This is a genomic window from Candidatus Latescibacterota bacterium (genome assembly GCA_019038625.1).
In the GTDB taxonomy this organism is placed as follows: domain Bacteria; phylum Krumholzibacteriota; class Krumholzibacteriia; order Krumholzibacteriales; family Krumholzibacteriaceae; genus JAGLYV01.
Map to the genome: position 1 here is coordinate 1 of JAHOYU010000063.1, position 17,095 is coordinate 17,095.

General features: G+C 50.5%; 12 protein-coding genes. 5 read left to right on the plus strand and 7 right to left on the minus strand.

Annotation, left to right across the window (positions count from 1 at the left end; all coding sequences use genetic code 11):
- The first annotated feature begins 67 nt into the window (after positions 1-67).
- The gene (locus tag KOO63_04700; protein ID MBU8921102.1) at positions 68-1,000 is read left to right on the plus strand and encodes a LysR family transcriptional regulator; all 933 of its coding nucleotides are present in this window, start codon (positions 68-70) and stop codon (positions 998-1,000) included.
- Complete coding sequence (locus tag KOO63_04705) at positions 997-1,821, plus strand: inositol monophosphatase (protein ID MBU8921103.1); 825 nt, start codon at positions 997-999, stop codon at positions 1,819-1,821. Before KOO63_04700 ends, KOO63_04705 begins: the two co-directional genes overlap by 4 nt.
- Positions 1,822-1,872: 51 nt before the next feature.
- On the opposite strand, the gene KOO63_04710 is transcribed toward KOO63_04705, so the two are convergent.
- The gene (locus KOO63_04710) at positions 1,873-3,003 is read right to left on the minus strand and encodes a hypothetical protein (GenBank protein ID MBU8921104.1); all 1,131 of its coding nucleotides are present in this window, start codon (positions 3,001-3,003) and stop codon (positions 1,873-1,875) included.
- A 405-nt stretch (positions 3,004-3,408) separates the two neighbouring features.
- On the opposite strand from KOO63_04710, the gene KOO63_04715 reads away from it, so the two are divergent.
- The 3 genes from KOO63_04715 to KOO63_04725 all read left to right on the plus strand — a co-directional run bounded on the left by KOO63_04715 (position 3,409) and on the right by KOO63_04725 (position 5,171).
- Complete coding sequence (locus tag KOO63_04715) at positions 3,409-4,056, plus strand: serine acetyltransferase (GenBank protein ID MBU8921105.1); 648 nt, start codon at positions 3,409-3,411, stop codon at positions 4,054-4,056.
- A gap of 114 nt (positions 4,057-4,170) precedes the next feature.
- A complete protein-coding gene (locus tag KOO63_04720; protein MBU8921106.1) occupies positions 4,171-4,749 on the plus strand; it encodes a YggN family protein in 579 nt (192 codons plus the stop codon).
- Between the two features lie 17 nt (positions 4,750-4,766).
- Positions 4,767-5,171 (plus strand): hypothetical protein, encoded by a 405-nt coding sequence (locus KOO63_04725; GenBank protein MBU8921107.1) that lies wholly within the window; start codon positions 4,767-4,769, stop codon positions 5,169-5,171.
- A gap of 128 nt (positions 5,172-5,299) precedes the next feature.
- Here the strand turns inward: KOO63_04725 and KOO63_04730 are convergent, their stop codons facing one another.
- The 6 genes from KOO63_04730 to KOO63_04755 all read right to left on the minus strand — a co-directional run.
- Positions 5,300-6,004: a hypothetical protein gene (locus KOO63_04730; protein ID MBU8921108.1), complete on the minus strand. Its 705-nt coding sequence runs from the start codon at positions 6,002-6,004 to the stop codon at positions 5,300-5,302.
- A complete protein-coding gene (locus KOO63_04735; GenBank protein MBU8921109.1) occupies positions 6,001-10,701 on the minus strand; it encodes an efflux RND transporter permease subunit in 4,701 nt (1,566 codons plus the stop codon). Before KOO63_04735 ends, KOO63_04730 begins: the two co-directional genes overlap by 4 nt.
- The gene (locus tag KOO63_04740; GenBank protein ID MBU8921110.1) at positions 10,701-13,802 is read right to left on the minus strand and encodes an efflux RND transporter permease subunit; all 3,102 of its coding nucleotides are present in this window, start codon (positions 13,800-13,802) and stop codon (positions 10,701-10,703) included. Before KOO63_04740 ends, KOO63_04735 begins: the two co-directional genes overlap by 1 nt.
- On the minus strand, positions 13,799-14,848 hold the full coding sequence (locus KOO63_04745) for an efflux RND transporter periplasmic adaptor subunit (protein ID MBU8921111.1): 1,050 nt from the start codon (positions 14,846-14,848) through the stop codon (positions 13,799-13,801). Before KOO63_04745 ends, KOO63_04740 begins: the two co-directional genes overlap by 4 nt.
- A 40-nt stretch (positions 14,849-14,888) precedes the next feature.
- Entirely contained in the window at positions 14,889-16,412 is a 1,524-nt protein-coding gene (locus KOO63_04750) for a TolC family protein (protein ID MBU8921112.1), read from the minus strand.
- Between the two features lie 14 nt (positions 16,413-16,426).
- On the minus strand, positions 16,427-17,095 hold a 669-nt coding region (locus KOO63_04755), incomplete at its 5' end, for a hypothetical protein (GenBank protein MBU8921113.1).

Sequence of the window (17,095 nt, forward strand, 5' to 3'; positions counted from 1 at the left end):
GTATAAATATAATTAATAGTAATATGGTTCAGACGGGCTTACAGGGGAGCTAGAGAGAGAAGGCCTGATGGAGCTTAGAAACCTTAAATACCTTGTGAGCCTGGAGGAGGAAGGTAGTATTACTGCTGCCGCGGCCGCAAATTTCGTAACTCAGCCCGCTGTGTCGATCCAGCTCAAGAAGCTTCAGGAAGGGTTGGGAACGAAACTTTTCGAGACTGAGGGGAGGAAAGTGAGATTTACCGAAGCAGGCAAAACCGTTCTGCAGTACGCACGCAGGTATATCGATCTTGAGAACCAGCTTCTGAAAGAGATGATGGACCTTCAGGGACTACGCAAGGGGCGACTTTCGCTGGGAATAATCGATGCCGCCAGTATCTATGTCCTCCCCGGTATTTTTTCACGGTTTCACGAACTCTATCCAGGGATCGACGTCAATCTGGAAGTATCCTCGACCATGCCTCTTCTTCGCGAACTGGAGAAAGGTAATCTCGATATAGTCGTCGGATCGATGCCCCTGACCGGACAGCCGGGCGTAGAAGTCTTTCCGATCTACAGAGAAGCTCTTGTTCCGATCGCGCCTCCGGGTCACATCCTCACCAGGCAGAGTGTCGTTGATCCTGCCGAGCTGGCAGGCCATCCATTTATATCTTTTCACAAGGAGTCGGTAACAAGGAAGATCATAGAGGATGCTCTCGAAAAGATCGGAATATCTCTTGAAATAACTATGGCCATAGACTCCCAGGAAGCGATCAGGAATCTTGTCGCATCCGGGTTCGGCCTTTCGATACTGCCGGAATGGACAGTCAACGAGTACATAAAAAAAGGTACGGTCTCGGGACTGAACGTAAAAGGGTTGAGAATGGAAAGAAGGCTCGGGTTGATCGTTCCGGCGGGAAGATATATATCCTCGACAGTGCGTGCCTTCCTCGATGTACTTCGAAAAGGCCTCGGAATAGATCTGCCGGACAGATTGTGCAGAAAAGGAGATGATAAGAAATGAGACAGAGGATTGAAATTGCGAGAGAGGCGATCCTGTCGGCCGGATCCCTGATACGGGAGACTTTCGGAAGAGAGATTTCGGGGCAGGTCGAGGAAAAGGACAGGAATGATTTTGTCACGCAGTCCGACTGGCTCAGCGAGAAGATGATATCCGAGACTCTGCTGAGGTCATTCCCCGAGATCGGGATACTCGGCGAGGAGAGCGCGGGACGTATGGACGCTGATGAATACTGGATAATCGATCCCCTTGACGGGACAACCAATTTTATCCATGGTTATCCTTCCATAGGGCTGAGTGTAGCCCTGGTCAGGGAGAACGAGGTCGTCCTCGCCCTCGTGTTCGACCCGCTGAGGGAGGAATTGTTCGAAGCCAGCAGAGGAGGAGGGGCTTTCTGCAACGAGCGGGAGATTCATGTGTCAGGGGCAGGATCTCTTCAGGAATCGCTTCTCGGTACGGGCTTCCCCTTCAAGGCTCAGCAGCACCTGGAGAAATATCTCGAATCGTTCAAAGAGATCTTCTCTTTGTGTCGGGGGGTGAGGAGAGCAGGAGCTGCGGTCCTCGACCTGAGCCATGTGGCAGCGGGAAGACTGGACGGTTTCTGGGAGCTTCATCTGAAACCCTGGGATATGGCGGCTGGAGCTCTTCTCATACGGGAAGCGGGTGGTCTTGTGACGGATCTCTTCGGGGGCGGATCTTTTATTTCAGCGGGTAACATAGTGGCGGGCAATCCATCGATACATGGAAAGATACTTGAGATAACCGAACAGATATTCGATAGGGAGGAAGTGGCCGAGCTGGCCTGTGACTTTATCGATATATAAAGGGCCGCCCATAAGGGCGGCCCCGGAACATGATACAGGTAAGGTGCGCGATTATTCTTCGACGATGTCGTAGCAGTTCATCACCCACACACCATTGAAGAATCCGTATCCGTTCCCGTCAGCGATCCATCTGCCTTTCAGCCGACCTTTGATCCCTCCGGCTTTTCCGATCCAGATTCCTTCATACCATCCATGTGGGGGGTAGCTTGCGATCTCAGTGTCGAGTGAGTGATTCCATCTGCCCCTCAATATTCCCTTGAAGCGGCCCTCGAGATCGATGTATTTACCAAAGAGTACATTTTCGCCGATGCTGTTCGTGCCGGCGACTCCTCTCAGGAACCCAGCGGCCATGCCATGTTCACTTACCCACACACCTCTGTATTTACCGAGGATCACTCCGCGCATCTCGCCGGTCTCCTCGTCGATCAGAGTATCTGGTTCTACTGCCCGCCAGCCACCGAACATGTAACCCTCGGGGCATCTGTATGGCCTGAGATGACTCGATATCATGATTCCGTTTCCGCAACGGTCGGTCGGAACGTGAAGCTCCATCTCAGCCAGCTCGGTCAGAGTGAATTCCCTTTCGAACTCTCCAGCCTTGAGTTTCAGGATTGGTATTTCCGGGACGATCGATACACTCTCGTCCATGATGGTGACAGGAGGAACGATAAGTTTCACCTGTATCCCATCGATATGCGGACAGGTGTGTGAGACCCATTCGATCTTCGATCTGTCTATCCGTTCCACATGGTCCTCAGCATCGAATGCGATAAGCCTCTCTATGACGATGTAGCCACCTCTGAACTCAATTCCTCCGGACCAGTCTATCACACAACAGTCGGCTATAGATGAATCGGCCACTGCATTCATCAACTGGCCCCAGATAGCGCGGAGCCTGAACACTCTTGCATGCCTGTTGTTGATGCATCTCTGTACTTCCGGATCGTCTTCCACCTGATCCACATAGAGAGGGTCTACCGTCATCGAAGAGTAGGAATCCTCTTCACCAAACGCTGGTTCTTCATCGTTTTCGGTAAATCCCCCCGTAGGAGAATCGAGATCGATCGTTCCATCCTCGACCGTCGTAGACCCACCCGAAGGATTCGTTGAATCGAAAAGATTACATCCGGCTCCAAGAGCCATCAAAAACAGTATGAGAGCAGGTACTAGAATCCGTTTCACTTTTTTCCCCTTTCTGAAACTTCCATCGATCCGGCTGCCCATGATTTAATGATCTGAAAGGATGTTAGATCTTCCATCTCTGATCTGCCCCCTCCTCTCATTCATCCTCATCTATCTGCAGGAGAGATGCCGGATTTGACTTCACGGGAAAGAACTGCGTAACCTGTGAAGTAACAATCAGTTATTTTAAGGAAGGATAGGGAACGACCGGGAGCTGTCTCACCGATGTGTACCTTCAGGTACAGAATGACTTTTACACTGTCCATACAGGTCCAGAATCATTTAGAATTATCGCTAAATATCGGAGTTCAACAGACCGAATGAAATGACAGGTGTAGGACGAAAGTACCAGACTTCTGTCCGGCCACATTGAGAACAGGGCGTTGAAATGATGGGACGTGAGTTTTGAAGAAGGACATTGTCATTTACGGAGCGGGTGGATTGAGCCGGGAAGTGGCCTTTCTGATAGATGAGATAAACAGGTCGGAAACCGGAGACTGTTTCGAACTTCTCGGGCATATTGTCGATGAAGAAGGCCAGGTTGGGAAGATTGTCGGAAGGAGTTCGATAATCGGAGGACCTGAATGGTTCGATGAAAGAGACAGGCCGGTCTCTGTGGCAATAGCGATCGGAACACCCCGCGTCCTGGACAGGATAAGTTCGCGTCTTGCCGGAAACGACAGTGTCGAGTTTCCGAATCTTATTCATCCCGGAACAATTATGGACAGGGGGGCGGTATCGTTTGGCAGCGGCAATCTGATAACTGCCGGTAATATTCTTACGACAGATATCAGAATAGGGTCCTTCAATCTTTTCAATCTCAATTGTACTTATGGGCACGATACGATCGTTGGCGATTGCTGTGTAATGAATCCGGGATGCAATATATCCGGGAACGTGGCCCTGAACGGCAGGAATCTGATCGGGACCGGGGCAACCATCCTCCAGGGTATCACTGTGGGAAAAGACGCGATCGTAGGTGCCGGAGCTGTTGTGACGAAGGATGTCGCCACAGGGGCTACCGTAGTCGGTGTACCTGCACGCGAAAGATGATAGTGGCATTCTCCCCTCTTCTTGATTTTTCTTCAGGAACCCTGAAACAAGCATCAGGCACAATGCGTAGTTATAATGAGTGTACGATTTATCAACACAGGCCCTGGAGGTATCATGAAGACATCGAACGTTACGAAAGTCCTGCTGGTTCTTGTCCTTTCCCTTGCTCTTTCCGGAAGTGCGAGTGCTGGAAAGCTCTTTTCGAAAGGGTTCGACTGCGATCTGTTCCACGGTGACGACATTTCTATCGATTTTGATGACGATGTTATTATCATCGAATGCGACGATGAGGATGGTATTATCGAGATAACAGATGATTATGAACTTTTCATCGATGGAGACAGGATCGAACTGGACAGAGACGAGAAGAAACTCGTAAAAACATACTACAATTGTTTCGAGGAGATATTGGAAATGGCCGAGGACCTGGGGATCGAAGGAGCCAGGCTTGGTGTCAAGGGAGCAAAACTCGGATTGCAAGCCGTTATAAATGTCATTAAACTGATCAATGAGGACTATGACAGCGATGACCTCGAGAGGGAAATGGAGAGGGAAGCCGAAAAGCTCGAGAAGGAAGCCGAAAAGCTCGAAGAGATGGCTGAAGAACTCGAAGATATCGCTGATGATTTCGAGAGGACTCACAGAAAGATGAGAAAGAATATAGACGAACTGGACGAACTCGGCTGGTTCTAGATCCGGGAGAAAAAGAAGTGAACGTAGCTGAAGAACATCGAATGATGAAGGAAAAAGAGATGGAGCAACATCTGACGATTCTTGCCGTGCTCCACATCGCGTGGAGTGCAATGGGGCTCCTTAGTGCGGTGATCATATTTACCATCGTGACTGGTGGAGGGATGCTCTCAGGCGATATCGAAGTGATGACGATAACCACGACTGTCGGATCGTCTATAGCTTTTCTTTTGACGATTATAAATCTACCCGGTCTTCTCGGTGGAATTGCACTGCTTAAAAGACGCAACTGGGGCAGAATACTTACTTTGATAGTAGGATTTCTGTATATGCTGTACGTGCCGTTCGGGACCGCCCTTGGAATATATACTGTCTGGGTGCTTCTCAGCGAAAAGACAAAAGTACTTTTTGAAGACGGGCGATGAGGAGGTTAGAAAGTGATGATGTCAATTCTGATAGAGATCCTGTATCTGATAAGATACGGACTATAGACTGATAAGCTGAGGGTATCGGAATCTGGTGCCCTCTGGGCAAAAATCCCTTTATGGGTTGCCTAGATGAATTTCTCCCTTTTCTGTAGATTTAACATCCCATACAGCATGGAGAGGATCGAACCGACCGAGAGGTAGATGCGGTTCTTCAGGATAGTGGAGGCCCATACTGCCTGGTTGGAATGGTCGTTGAAGGGGTTAAGGAAGATGTTCCATTTACTCTGGGAAAGAGGCTCCGCGGCGATCCAGAAGGCCATTCCTATCGTGACCATGACGACTGCCGTCCCATTGCCGTTCCTGATCAGGGTCGAAAACATGAATGAAAGACATCCAAGGAAGAATATGGGGAACATCATCTGAAAAACCATCTGGACCAGAGGCACCGGAACGATGGCCACCATGCTCAAAAGGGTGAGGATCACGAGAAAGACGAATACGATGAACCAGATCAACGCCATCCTGGATATCCATACCTTGTACTTGTAATTCGGGATCCCGAAAAGTATTTCAATCATCCTTGTATCTACGTCGTTCTGTATCCCGAAAGCGGTAGGGTAGAAGATGAGCAGGATACCGGGGAAGAGAAGCAAGTCATATACATCGGCTATATCAGGATCGGAATCGCCGCTGAACAGGATGATAGCCGTGACACCAAGGAAAAAAATGAACGCTGCCAGCAGAAAATAGAAAAATTTGTTGGAAAAGACAATTTTGAGATTATACCTGGAGAATTTAATAAGCAGATTCAAGTCGTCTCTGATATTCACTTTTTATCTTTCTCCTTCAACAGCCACAGGTAGGCGTCTTCAAGGGTAGGGGTCACCTCTATCGCGTTTTCGGACGGTTTCGAGTTTGCTATAGCCCGGATCCTGATCCTTTCTCCGTCCCGCATATGATGAACGATCATCATCTCTTTACGGGATTTTTCAAGATCATTCGGTGCCACGTGTATCTGCCAGACTTTCCCCCTGGCTACTTCCTTCATTTTCGACGGTTCATCGAGATATAGGAGGCTGCCTTTATTCAGGATCGCCACCTTGTTGCATGAACTGTATATGTCCTCGATGATGTGAGTCGAAAAGATGACGACACGATCCCTGCTCAGTTCGACCAGCAGGTTGCGGAACCTTATCCTTTCCCTGGGGTCCAGTCCCGCAGTAGGTTCGTCGACGACGAGGATCCGGGGAAGATGCAGAAGGATCTGAGCGATGCCTATCCTCTGCTTCATGCCGCCAGAAAAGGAGCCGATGGTCTGATCACGGTTCTCCTTCATATGGACAGACTCCAGTACGCTATCGACCATCTTTTCCCTGTTTGTCCTGTCGCGGATTCCCTTGAGCATCGCCTGGTAGTCCAGGAATTCCCGGGCTGTCAGATTTTCATACATCCCGAATTCCTGGGGGAGGTAGCCGATAAGGCTCTGCAGTTCTTCGCGTTTTTCGTTGACGTCGATCCCGTTTATCTCGATACGTCCGTAACTCTGTTCAAGAATGCCGCAGATTATTCTCATAAGAGTAGTCTTGCCAGCGCCATTAGGACCCAGCAGGCCGAACATACCGCTCCCGATTTCGAGGGAGACGCCGGCTAGAGCCCTGAACGGTTGCTTTTTCCTGCCGATGTACGGGATCGCTCCGACCATGTAGAAGAAACCTTTTTTAATCGTCGCAAGGCGGCCGCTTATCCGGGCGATGTTCACGTTTTCGCGGTGAAGATGCTCGGACGTCTTGTAGATAAACAGGAGTATATACCAGAAGAATCCAGCGAAAATGACAGCGGCAGTGTTATGCCACCTCAGCCAGAATACTATCAGGTTGACAAGAGGAAAAGACCACACAAAAATGGGGCGGAACAGAACCAGAGATTTTAAAACGTATTTAGTGGACCTTGCCTCTTGTCGAGGTGTATTCCGCATGCTGAGCCCGTCGGCAACAGTCAGGATGAAGAAATAGACAGAATGGCTCAACAGGAAGACCCAGAACCCGCTTTTCAAGTAGAAATAGACGAAATATGTCATGAAACCGAGCAGGGGGAGCTGCCACAACAGGGCTCCGAAATCGAGGACTCCGTTTGAGGCCATAGCCCGTTCGTTCAACATCCTGCTTTTTTTCCATTCCCTGACGAAGCGTGAGGGCTGGTCGTAGATCTTGACGAGATTTTGTATCTTTATGGTTATCGGCTGGTTCTCAGGGATTATCCTGCCGCTGGCACGACGAAGGCTGTTCAGGATGAACCAGGAGAGGCCGGGTACGGAGAGGGTGAGGACAGAGAGGAACACCAGTTTCCAGATCGTTCCGTCGACCTTCAGGTGAATGAAAGATACTCCGGCGATGAAGGCAGCAGCCTGGGAGAACTTGACCCCCGGATGAAGTCCGCGGATCCAGCTGATCCCGGATTCCAGGCCGGAATAGACCACAGGGATGAATATCAGAGTGAAGAGTGTGCTGAGTGACAGACCGCCGATGACCGTGATCGCGAACGGCGCGCCGATCAAAGTCACCTCTTCCGCCTTCCCCATTGCCAGCGGGACCATCGCGGCTATTGTGGTTATGGCTGTGATCAGGATCGGACGTGTTCTGGCCAGCCCCGCCATCATAAGTGCCCGAGACCTTCTGAAACCGCGTCGTCTCAATATCAGCGAGTAGTCGATAAGTATGATCCCGTTGTTCACTACGACTCCGAGCAGGATGAGAAATCCTGTGAGGGTGTAGGCGTTGATGAGGGATGTCCCCGTGAAGATAAGAAGCCAGAACGATCCGATCGCGGCGAGGGGGATCGTGAACATCATCACTACGGGTGTGGAGAGCGATTCGAATACCGACGCGAGGATCATGTAGATCAGAATGAAAGCCGCAAGGATCAGAAATTTGAACTCGCTGTAGTCGTTCTCCTCATGCACGACTTCTACGGCCATACCGGGAGGTATGACAAGTCCCTCCACCAGTTCGTCCACTTCAGCCCGTGCCGCTTCGAGAAGGTCCCTGGAGCTGTTGACGTCGGAAGTGAATTGATAGATCACTTCGACCTGTTTCTCCTGGTTGACTCGCGAGATCGTCGGCATGCCGTGCGAGTAGATTATCCGGCTGATGTTCTGGAGGTCGACGGTAGCTCCTGTGGCTCCCTGGACCTGCATTGTCCTGAGATCCTCGATCTCCCTGTCCCGTTGGTCTTTTGTCTTTATTATGATGTCATATTCGTCGGCACCCTGTTTGAAGGAGACCCTGCTTGAATATTCGTTATCGAAAGAACCAAGCTCGGAGGCGATGTTGGCGAGCGTGATATCGTAATAACTCATCACCCTGGTGTCAAAGAGAAGGTGTATCTCCGGACTGTTCTCGCTGATATTCATGCCGGCCGATGTGACCGAACTGTTGTTTTCGAGGAAATATTTGATGCTTTCGCCGAAATCCTGCATCGTCTCAATATTATTGCCTTTGATTACGACTTTCTCCTGCTGGGACCCGATACCGAACATCCTCTCGATCGATCTTCCCATGTTGCCGCCACCACTCCGGAAACGCCTGCTCGACTGGGGGGGATCGAAGCTGGTCTCCGCGGCCCTGAATCCTGATATCCTCTTGTCGATATCGTCCTTGATCGCCTGCAGGTCCCTGCCGGCGATCTTCTGATAATCGTCCTGCAGACTTATACTGATAGAAGCTTCCTCTTCCTCTATCCAGCTTATCACATCGAGTTTTTCCTCTATGGGGGCGATCCTCTGTTCGAGATCAGCTACCGCAAGGTCGGTGTTCTCGAGAGTCGCGCCGGCCGGCATCGTGACATAGAGGTCGATACTGGCAGATTCGGCTTCTCTGCTCACGTTGATGGAGAGGCTGAAACATATGATCACGCTTGCAAAGAATACGATTATCGCGGTTATAATAGTACGCAGAGGAAATCTGAGACAGGATTTGAGAAGCACTGTGTAGATGCCAAGGAGTCTGTTTCTCCTTGTGACTTCATGGAATCGTGCGTTTCTGGTCCGCTCTTTTTTCGAGATGAAATAATAGGTGACCATCGGTACCAGCAGAAGAGCGACTACCAGGGAGACAAGGAGGGTCGAGATGATAGATACCCCGATATGTTTTCCTATCAGTTGTATAAAAAAATCAGAAGAAAAGATAAAAGGAAGAAAGACAGTGATCGTAGTAAGCGTCGCGGCTACTATCGATCGCCAGACCTCGCTCACTCCCTGTATGACAGCGGTCTCTTTGTCTTTGCCCTCCGAGAGAAGGCGGTAGATGTTTTCAAGGACGACGACTCCGTTATCGAGGAGCATGCCGATGGCAAGAGCCATCCCGATAAGTGTGAGGCTGTTGATCGATATCCCCGCCGCATAGAAGAAATTGAACGATGTAAAGACGGAGATCGGGATAGCGAGGGCGATGATCAGGACCAGGCGGAGGTTTCTGAGAAAGACCCAGAGTATGATAACTGCGAGAAGGCCTCCGATCAGGGCCAGCTTGATTATCAGGTCGATATTCTTCTCCATCAACTCAGCAGTGTCGCTCTGTATGACGATCTCGATATCTTTTGCGGCGAAATCCCTGTTAAGACGGTCTATGATGTCGCGAGTGGTATGGGAAAGTTCTATGAGGTTGACCTGCGCGTCCCTGACCAGGGTCACAGTGACCGCGTCTTTGCCGTTGATCCTGCTTATCGATTCCTGCTCTTTTACTCCGAAATAGATCCCGGCCACGTCTTTCAGGAGGACCGGACCATTTCTGTCGACGATGATCTCTTCCAGATCCATGATGTCCATATATTCCGAAGTGACGCTTACGAAATATTTTCTGTCGCTTGTACCGGCCTGGCCCGCGAATGTGTTACTGCCGCTGTTCTGCCGTATCAGGGAAGCGATCCTCGAAGGAGTGATGCCGTAAGCTTCGATAGCCTGATCGTCAAGAATGATCTCAAGTGATTTTTCGCGCCCACCGGAAATATCGACATTTGAGATTCCGTCGATCGATTCGAACTCCCGGCGGAGCTCGTTATCCACTACGTACCTTACGCGGTCGAGTCCGCCTCCGCCACGTACCTGCAGGCTCATGAACATGTTTGATATCTGTTCAGTGTCGATCTTGACAACGGTGACCTGGTAGTTTTCCGGGAGTGACGATCTTACAGTGGTAATCTTTTCGTGAAGCTTGAGATAAGCGTATTTGATCGATGTGTTCTTGTTGTAAAAGACGGTGATTCTTCCCTGGCGTCCGTATGAGACCGATTCAATCCGGTCGATGTCCTCAAGCGTACCTATCGCGCCTTCCAGCGGAAGGATGGCCTCGGTCTCCATATGCGCGGGGTCGGTCTCCTGGAAGGTGAATATCTGCACGATGAGGAAGGGGAGTTCCGCGTTTGGAAACAGCTCGACCGGCAGCAGCCTGTACGAGACATAACCCAGCATCGTCAGGGCTATGAAAAGCATGCTGATAAATGTCCTGCGGCGCGTGATCAGGTTGCCTGTCATCATTCGACCCTGTCCAGTACCGAGTAAACGCTGGGAATCACAAACAGCGTGAGAATGGTAGAAGTAACCAGCCCGCCGATGACCGCAAGAGCCATCGGGGATCTGAGAGAAGCACCTTCACCGAAGCCCAGAGTGAGAGGAAGAAGGGCCAGGATAGTTGTGGCGCTTGTCATCACTATCGGGCGGATCCTCATCCTGCCAGCTTCGATTATTGCCTGACGGGCGGCCATGCCACCCCTTCTCAGACGGTTTATTGCGTCGACCAGTATGATCGAATCGTTAACAGCTATTCCGACCAGCATGATCATTCCGATATAGGCCATGATATTGAGAGTCTTTCCCAGGATGAAGAAGATCAATATCGCGCCTACTCCGGCGAGAGGGATGGTCAGAAGGATCGAGAACGGGTGGATGAGGGATTCGAACTGGGAGGCCATTACCATATATACGAGGATGATGGAAAGGATAAGGGCGAAACGGAGGTCCTTGAACTCCGCCTGTCTTTTCTCTTCTTCCCCCGTGATGGCTATTCTGTAGTCAGAGGGAAGTTCGATCCCGGCGAGGCTTTCGCGAATATCGCCGATAACGTGGTCGAACGGCCGACCCTCACGCTGGTGGGCAGTGACTATAGCGGTGCGGACCTGGTCGTGCCTGTTGATCTCCCTGGGCGCGAAGCCGTAACGGATATCGGACAGTTCGCTGAGTCTTACCCTTGTCCCGGAGGCGTTCAGTTGAAGGTCCTGAAGGCCGCTGAGTGAAATGTCTGGTGTCCTGAGAGTTATACTCTTCTTTTCACCTTCGTACTCCCATTCTCCCGCATCTCTTCCCGTCAGGAGGTCAGATAACTGCGAACTGATGGAATTGACTCCTATGTTGTACATTCCCGCTTTCAGGCGGTCGATGACTACTTCTACCTCGGGGCGACCGTGTTCGAGACTTGTCTCCACGTTATAAAGATCTTCGATCGCGAGTAATTTTTCCTTCGTCTCGATGGCGAGCCTCTCCAGGATGTCGTTGTCATCGCCTCTGATCTCGATGACTACCGGGGCTGAATCGGTTCCGAGAGTGGCCATAAGGGCCGTCTGATCCTGCAGGAATTCCGATTCCAGCTCGGGAATCGAGGATATTGCACCTCCGAGTTTCGCGACGATCACACCCGGGTCCAGACTGGTGTCATCCTTCAGGATTATTTTAACGATAGCTGTGTTCTCGTCCTGGAAGAGGGAACTTTGAATCTCGTTCATTCCCGTGACAGGCCCGATCATGCAGAATATCGTCTCGACGTTCTCGCCGAGTATCTCCTGGATCATTTTTTCGACTCCCGCTACCGTGCCGGCAGTCCTTTCCAGTTCGGTGCCCTCTGGCAGGCTCAACCTGACCGAGAACTCGTTCACATCTGTTTTCGGAATAAACTCGCTGCCGACAACGGGTAGAAGCAAGGCTGCCAGCAGCACGAGCAACGCCGCGCCGCCTATGATACTCCACCTGTGGTTGATACTCTTCTCGAGGACGCGACCATACCATTCGAAGCTGACAGAGCGTTTTTCCCTCAAGGGAGTTTTTTCCTTCAGGAAACGGCTTGCAAGCATCGGGATCACGAAGATGGCCACCACGAGTGATGAGAGCAGTGAAAAGGCGACAGTCCATGCCTGGTCCTTGAACAGTTCACCCGACGCGCCGTGCAGGTAGACTATGGGAAGGAAAACGACGATAGTAGTTATGGTCGAAGCGGTGATAGCTCCGCTGACCTGGGACGTGCCCTCAATAGAGGCCTCCCTGAGGCTCATGCCTGTCTCGAGATTACGGATGATGTTTTCCATTACGACGATCGCGTTATCTACGAGCATCCCGGCGCCGAGTGCCAGGCCTCCCAGTGTCATTATGTTGAGCGTCAATCCGTTAAAATACATCAGATTAAAGGTGGCTACCACGGATACGGGTATTGCCATGCTTACTATGGCGGTCGTGCCGAGTCGTCTCAGGAATACGTATAGGATAATGACAGCGAGAAGTATTCCGATAAGTGCTGTCTGCTTGACCTCGTCGATCGATGTGGATATGAATTCTCCCTGATCCTGTATAACTTTCAGTTCGTAGCCGGGGAGAGCCTTTTCGAGAGTACCGAGAGCCTCATGCAAAGTGTTGGAAGCCTGAACGGTATTGAATTTCATCTCTTTATAGACAGACAGTCCCAGACACCGTCGACCGTTGAAGGTGACGATGCTCTCGGGTTCTTTTGTCGTATATTCGATTTTTGCAACATCCTTGAGGAATATCGGGGTCCGGCCGTCCAGCGTCGGTTCGGTCGATGAAGTCAGTGATCGTCCATCTGCCTGTTGTCCGTCCGACGAGGGTTCTTTCCAGGTCAGGACGATGTTCTCGATATCCGCTATCGTCTCATAAACGCTTATGCCACGAATCAGGTATCTCAAGCCCATTTCGTTGATCTCGCCCCCGGAAGCGGTCTGATTGTAGTTCTGGATGCTCTGCGATACCTGGTCAGCAGTAAGGCCGTATGCGTCGAGCAGGTAGCTGTCGGTCTCAATGAGGACCTCTTTATTTTCTTCGCCGGATATCTCGACTCCTGCTATTCCTTCGAGTCGCGACAGCTCGTTTCTGATATAGTTTTCGGCGATTTTTCTCAATTCGTCCAGGTCGGGGTTGTCCGGATGGTATAGGACGAGCGTCATGATCGGGTCGGAGTTCGGGTCGTGTTGAGTAATGGCGATCGACTGTATGTCGGAATTCTGGCTGAAATCTGTCACACTTTTCTGCAGGTCCAGAAAAGCCTCGTCCATGTCCGTGTCCCATTTGTATTCGACCGTGGTCTGTGCTGATCCGACACGGATTACCGAGGAGACACCTATGACGCCCTTTCGTCTGCTTGCCATCGACTCGATCTGTTCTATGTACTGCTTTTCAATTTCTTCCGGAGGTGCTTCCTCCGCATCGACCTCTATGTATAAACGAGGATTGTTCAGATCTGGAAAGAGGTCGATCCCAAGGCGCTGGAATGAGATGTAACCGAGCAGGAAGACCGCAAGGACGAACATCACGACCGTTACGGGGTGTTCAACAGAAAAGCGGGATATCTTTCTCATCTGACTACCTTCACTCTGGATCGATTACGAAGGGTCTCAAACCCCTTGATCACGAGCCTGTCATCCTCCTTCAGCCCTTCCAGTATCTCGATGTAATCGGGGTTCTCCAGGCCAGTCGAGACGACCCTTTCCTGAGCGGCTCCTTTTTCAACTATAAAGACCGTTTTCCCTCTCTGCTTGACGAGGATTATATTTTTGGGAATCACGATAGTGCTGTCATGTCTTGCCGTAACGATCTCTGCCTTGACAAACATTCCCGGTCTGAGGATGAACTGGTCGTTGTCGATCCTTATAGAAGCCTTGAACGACCTTGTGTCGGGGTCAAGAGTGGTAGCTACCTGTGTTATACTGCCCGCAAGCGTATCGTCCGGTACTGTATAATTCATGATCCTGACTGAAAAGCCGGGGGTGATGCTGCTGAGGTTTTTTCCTGGAAGGTTCACATCGAGGTAGAGGTTGCTGTAGTCCATCACCTGGACCACTACTTTTCCCATCTCCAGCCTTGTACCCGGTGTATAGTAGGGAAGATCGGTGATCACTCCATCGAAAGGGGCCTTTATCTGGAGCTTTGCCAGTTGAATGACCGCATTCTTGTAATCGTATTCAGCATCCATGTATGTGCGTTCGGAATTCTTCAGCTCCGTCAGAGTGACCCCACCCTTGTCGTACAGCGATTTCTGCTTTTCATAGTCGAGCCTGGAAGTTTCAAGGTGGAGTTTTTTCGAGTCGATCCTTATATTGTTTTCCTCTTCCTCGTTGATGAGGCGGGCAATGATCTGGCCTTCAGTCACCCGGTCTCCGATGGCGAAGGGCTTGCCTGTCGCACGGTTCTGCTGAAGGAAATAATCACCACTTTTTTCTGAAGTGATGGTCATCTCGGCAATCGAATTGACGGTGCCGGTCGCCGTGATAAACTGCTCTATAGATCCAGGTACGATCTCCTGAACAGAGACGGGGACGCTTATCTCTGTATCTATATCGGCATCGTCTCCGCCGCATGATGAAAACAATGCGACGACCATGATCAGTAATATTAATCTCTTCACTTTATGCTCCTTCTCAGAAAGTCCGAATCCTGTGGTCCTGTCATTCGATGACCGACCTGTTTTTCTCAAAATCCCACAACGACTGGATCTTCATGTCCAGTATAAACTGTTTGTATTTGATGAGCGCCGAGATCTCGCTGAGTCGCGCCCTTGAAAGCTGGTTCTGGTATTCGTTCAGCTGGTAACTTGAGAGATCCCCATTTTTATATTTCTCGAGGTTGATATCATAGGTCAACTCTGATCTGCGCACGTTCTGTTTTGCTATATCGATCTGAATCACCTGGTTTTCGACATTTCTATATGCCTGCCGGATAGAGATGAGAATGTTGTCCTTCTCTTCTTCAAGGGAAAGCATGTTTTTTTCCAGGGATGCTTCCGCGGCTCTCATCTCGGCCTTTTTCTCACCCCAGTCCCAGAGTGGGATCTCGAATGATATGGCTATCTGCTGGTTTTTCGTGGGAGAATCGTAGAGGTTGTTAAAGGCTTCATCCGTACCAGTCGTCCCGTAGGACAGGTTGATGTTACCGTAGAATTCATTTTTTGTCCCGGATTGGATCAGAGAGTTTCTGGCGTTTTCTATAGCGATCTGTTTCTGCCTCAGTTCTGCTCTGTGTTTCAAGCCGTGGCTGACAGCCATCGGGAGGTCTACAGGCGTCTCACGGTAGGAGATGTCGGTCGAAATCTCGAATGTTTCTTCCAGATCCAGTCCGAGAAGCTGTTTGAACATGTCCATCGCGTTTTCCAGAGTCACGATGTTGTTATGCAGGCTCGATCGGGCGTTGGCCAGATCAAGCTCAGACTGGTATAGTTCATCCAGGCTGGCGATGCCGGCATCTACCTTGTTCCTGCTGATACCGGTTCTTTCTTCATTGTTTTCGAGTTCTTCTCGCGAGATCTCTACCTGCATCCTCGTCTCATATATCTGGTAAAATCGTTCCAGGACGAGTTTTTCGATCGAGAGTTTTTCCAGCGCGTAAGCAAGTTGACTGCCCTCAAGGTCGAGTTCCAGATTCCTCAGATTCATCTTTGTCCGGTTATATGTAAAGACAGGTTGTTGAAACTGGACGTAAAAATCGTTCGAATAGGTCTCGCTTGTCTCATCGCTGTATTCGCTGTAGGAGTCTTTCCAGGAAAATCGATTGATGAGGGAGAGGGTGCCGTCGGTCCATTTGATCGGCTGCTCGATCCTGAACGTGCCGTATGACTGGGTAGTCTCCTGGCGGTTCCATGTGGAGAAAAAATCATTGAACTGTTTGTAGTTCGTATAATCGATCGGTGTCACTGACAGGCTGAACCGTGATTTGAGCCTGGCGTTCGCCGCCCTCAGCGACGCCTCGCTTCTTTCGAGACTCAGGCGGGAATGCCTTATCCTCGGACTCTTTTCCATCGCTGTCTCAAGAGCGTCCTCGAGGGTCAGCACCCTTTGCGCCATCAGTGGGGGAGAGTTTATGATTACAGCGACCAGCAGGAGGGCGAGACCAGCAAGCCCGAATCCCTGCCGTCTGTGTCGAATCCCTTCAGCTCCGGACCACAGAGCGTGATGCCACGTTCCTTTTATTCTCATGTCCAGTATCCTTCCTAACGCTTGATCCATTTGACGGCATCTGCTGTTACGAACCGTCCCTTTTCGGATTCGTTTGTCATCTCCACGGTAGCTGTCCCGGGGGAGATGTAAAACGAACCGAGGAAATTCCATCCCTCCTCTGCCGAATCCAGGTCTATCTCGGTCTCCTCGATTCCATCGTCATGATGGACAAGGAAATGGTTTCTTCCGAATTCCTGTTTGTCACGTCCCCTTTGCCATGGAGGGGATATCTTGCTCACGTAGTAATAGATGTCATGGAATCCGCCATCGGATATTTCTGCGCTCCACGATACTTTTCGGTCACCGTCTCCCTTGTTTGTGTAGTGGCCGGATCTGACATACTTGCCGAAAAACTTCGAGTCGGTCGTGGCAAGCCATCTTGGATTGTTCCTCCAGTAGACCATCCCATGATATTTTTCATCCTCATCAGTATTTTTACCGGGAAGCATTCTTTTCAACAGGCTTTTCGTTTCCTTATATTGCTGCGTAAAACCGGGGTCCTCGTTGTCGACGATGATCTCGCCCGGTTCGACGAGAGTTACAGGCCCGGGAGCCGGCCTTCGTCCGTCAAAGGGCACAGCCCTTTTATCAAGCTCGAATTCAGGGAGGTTTTCCATGATCACAGAGGGGATATTCCTTGAGATCAGTGTATTTATCTGTAC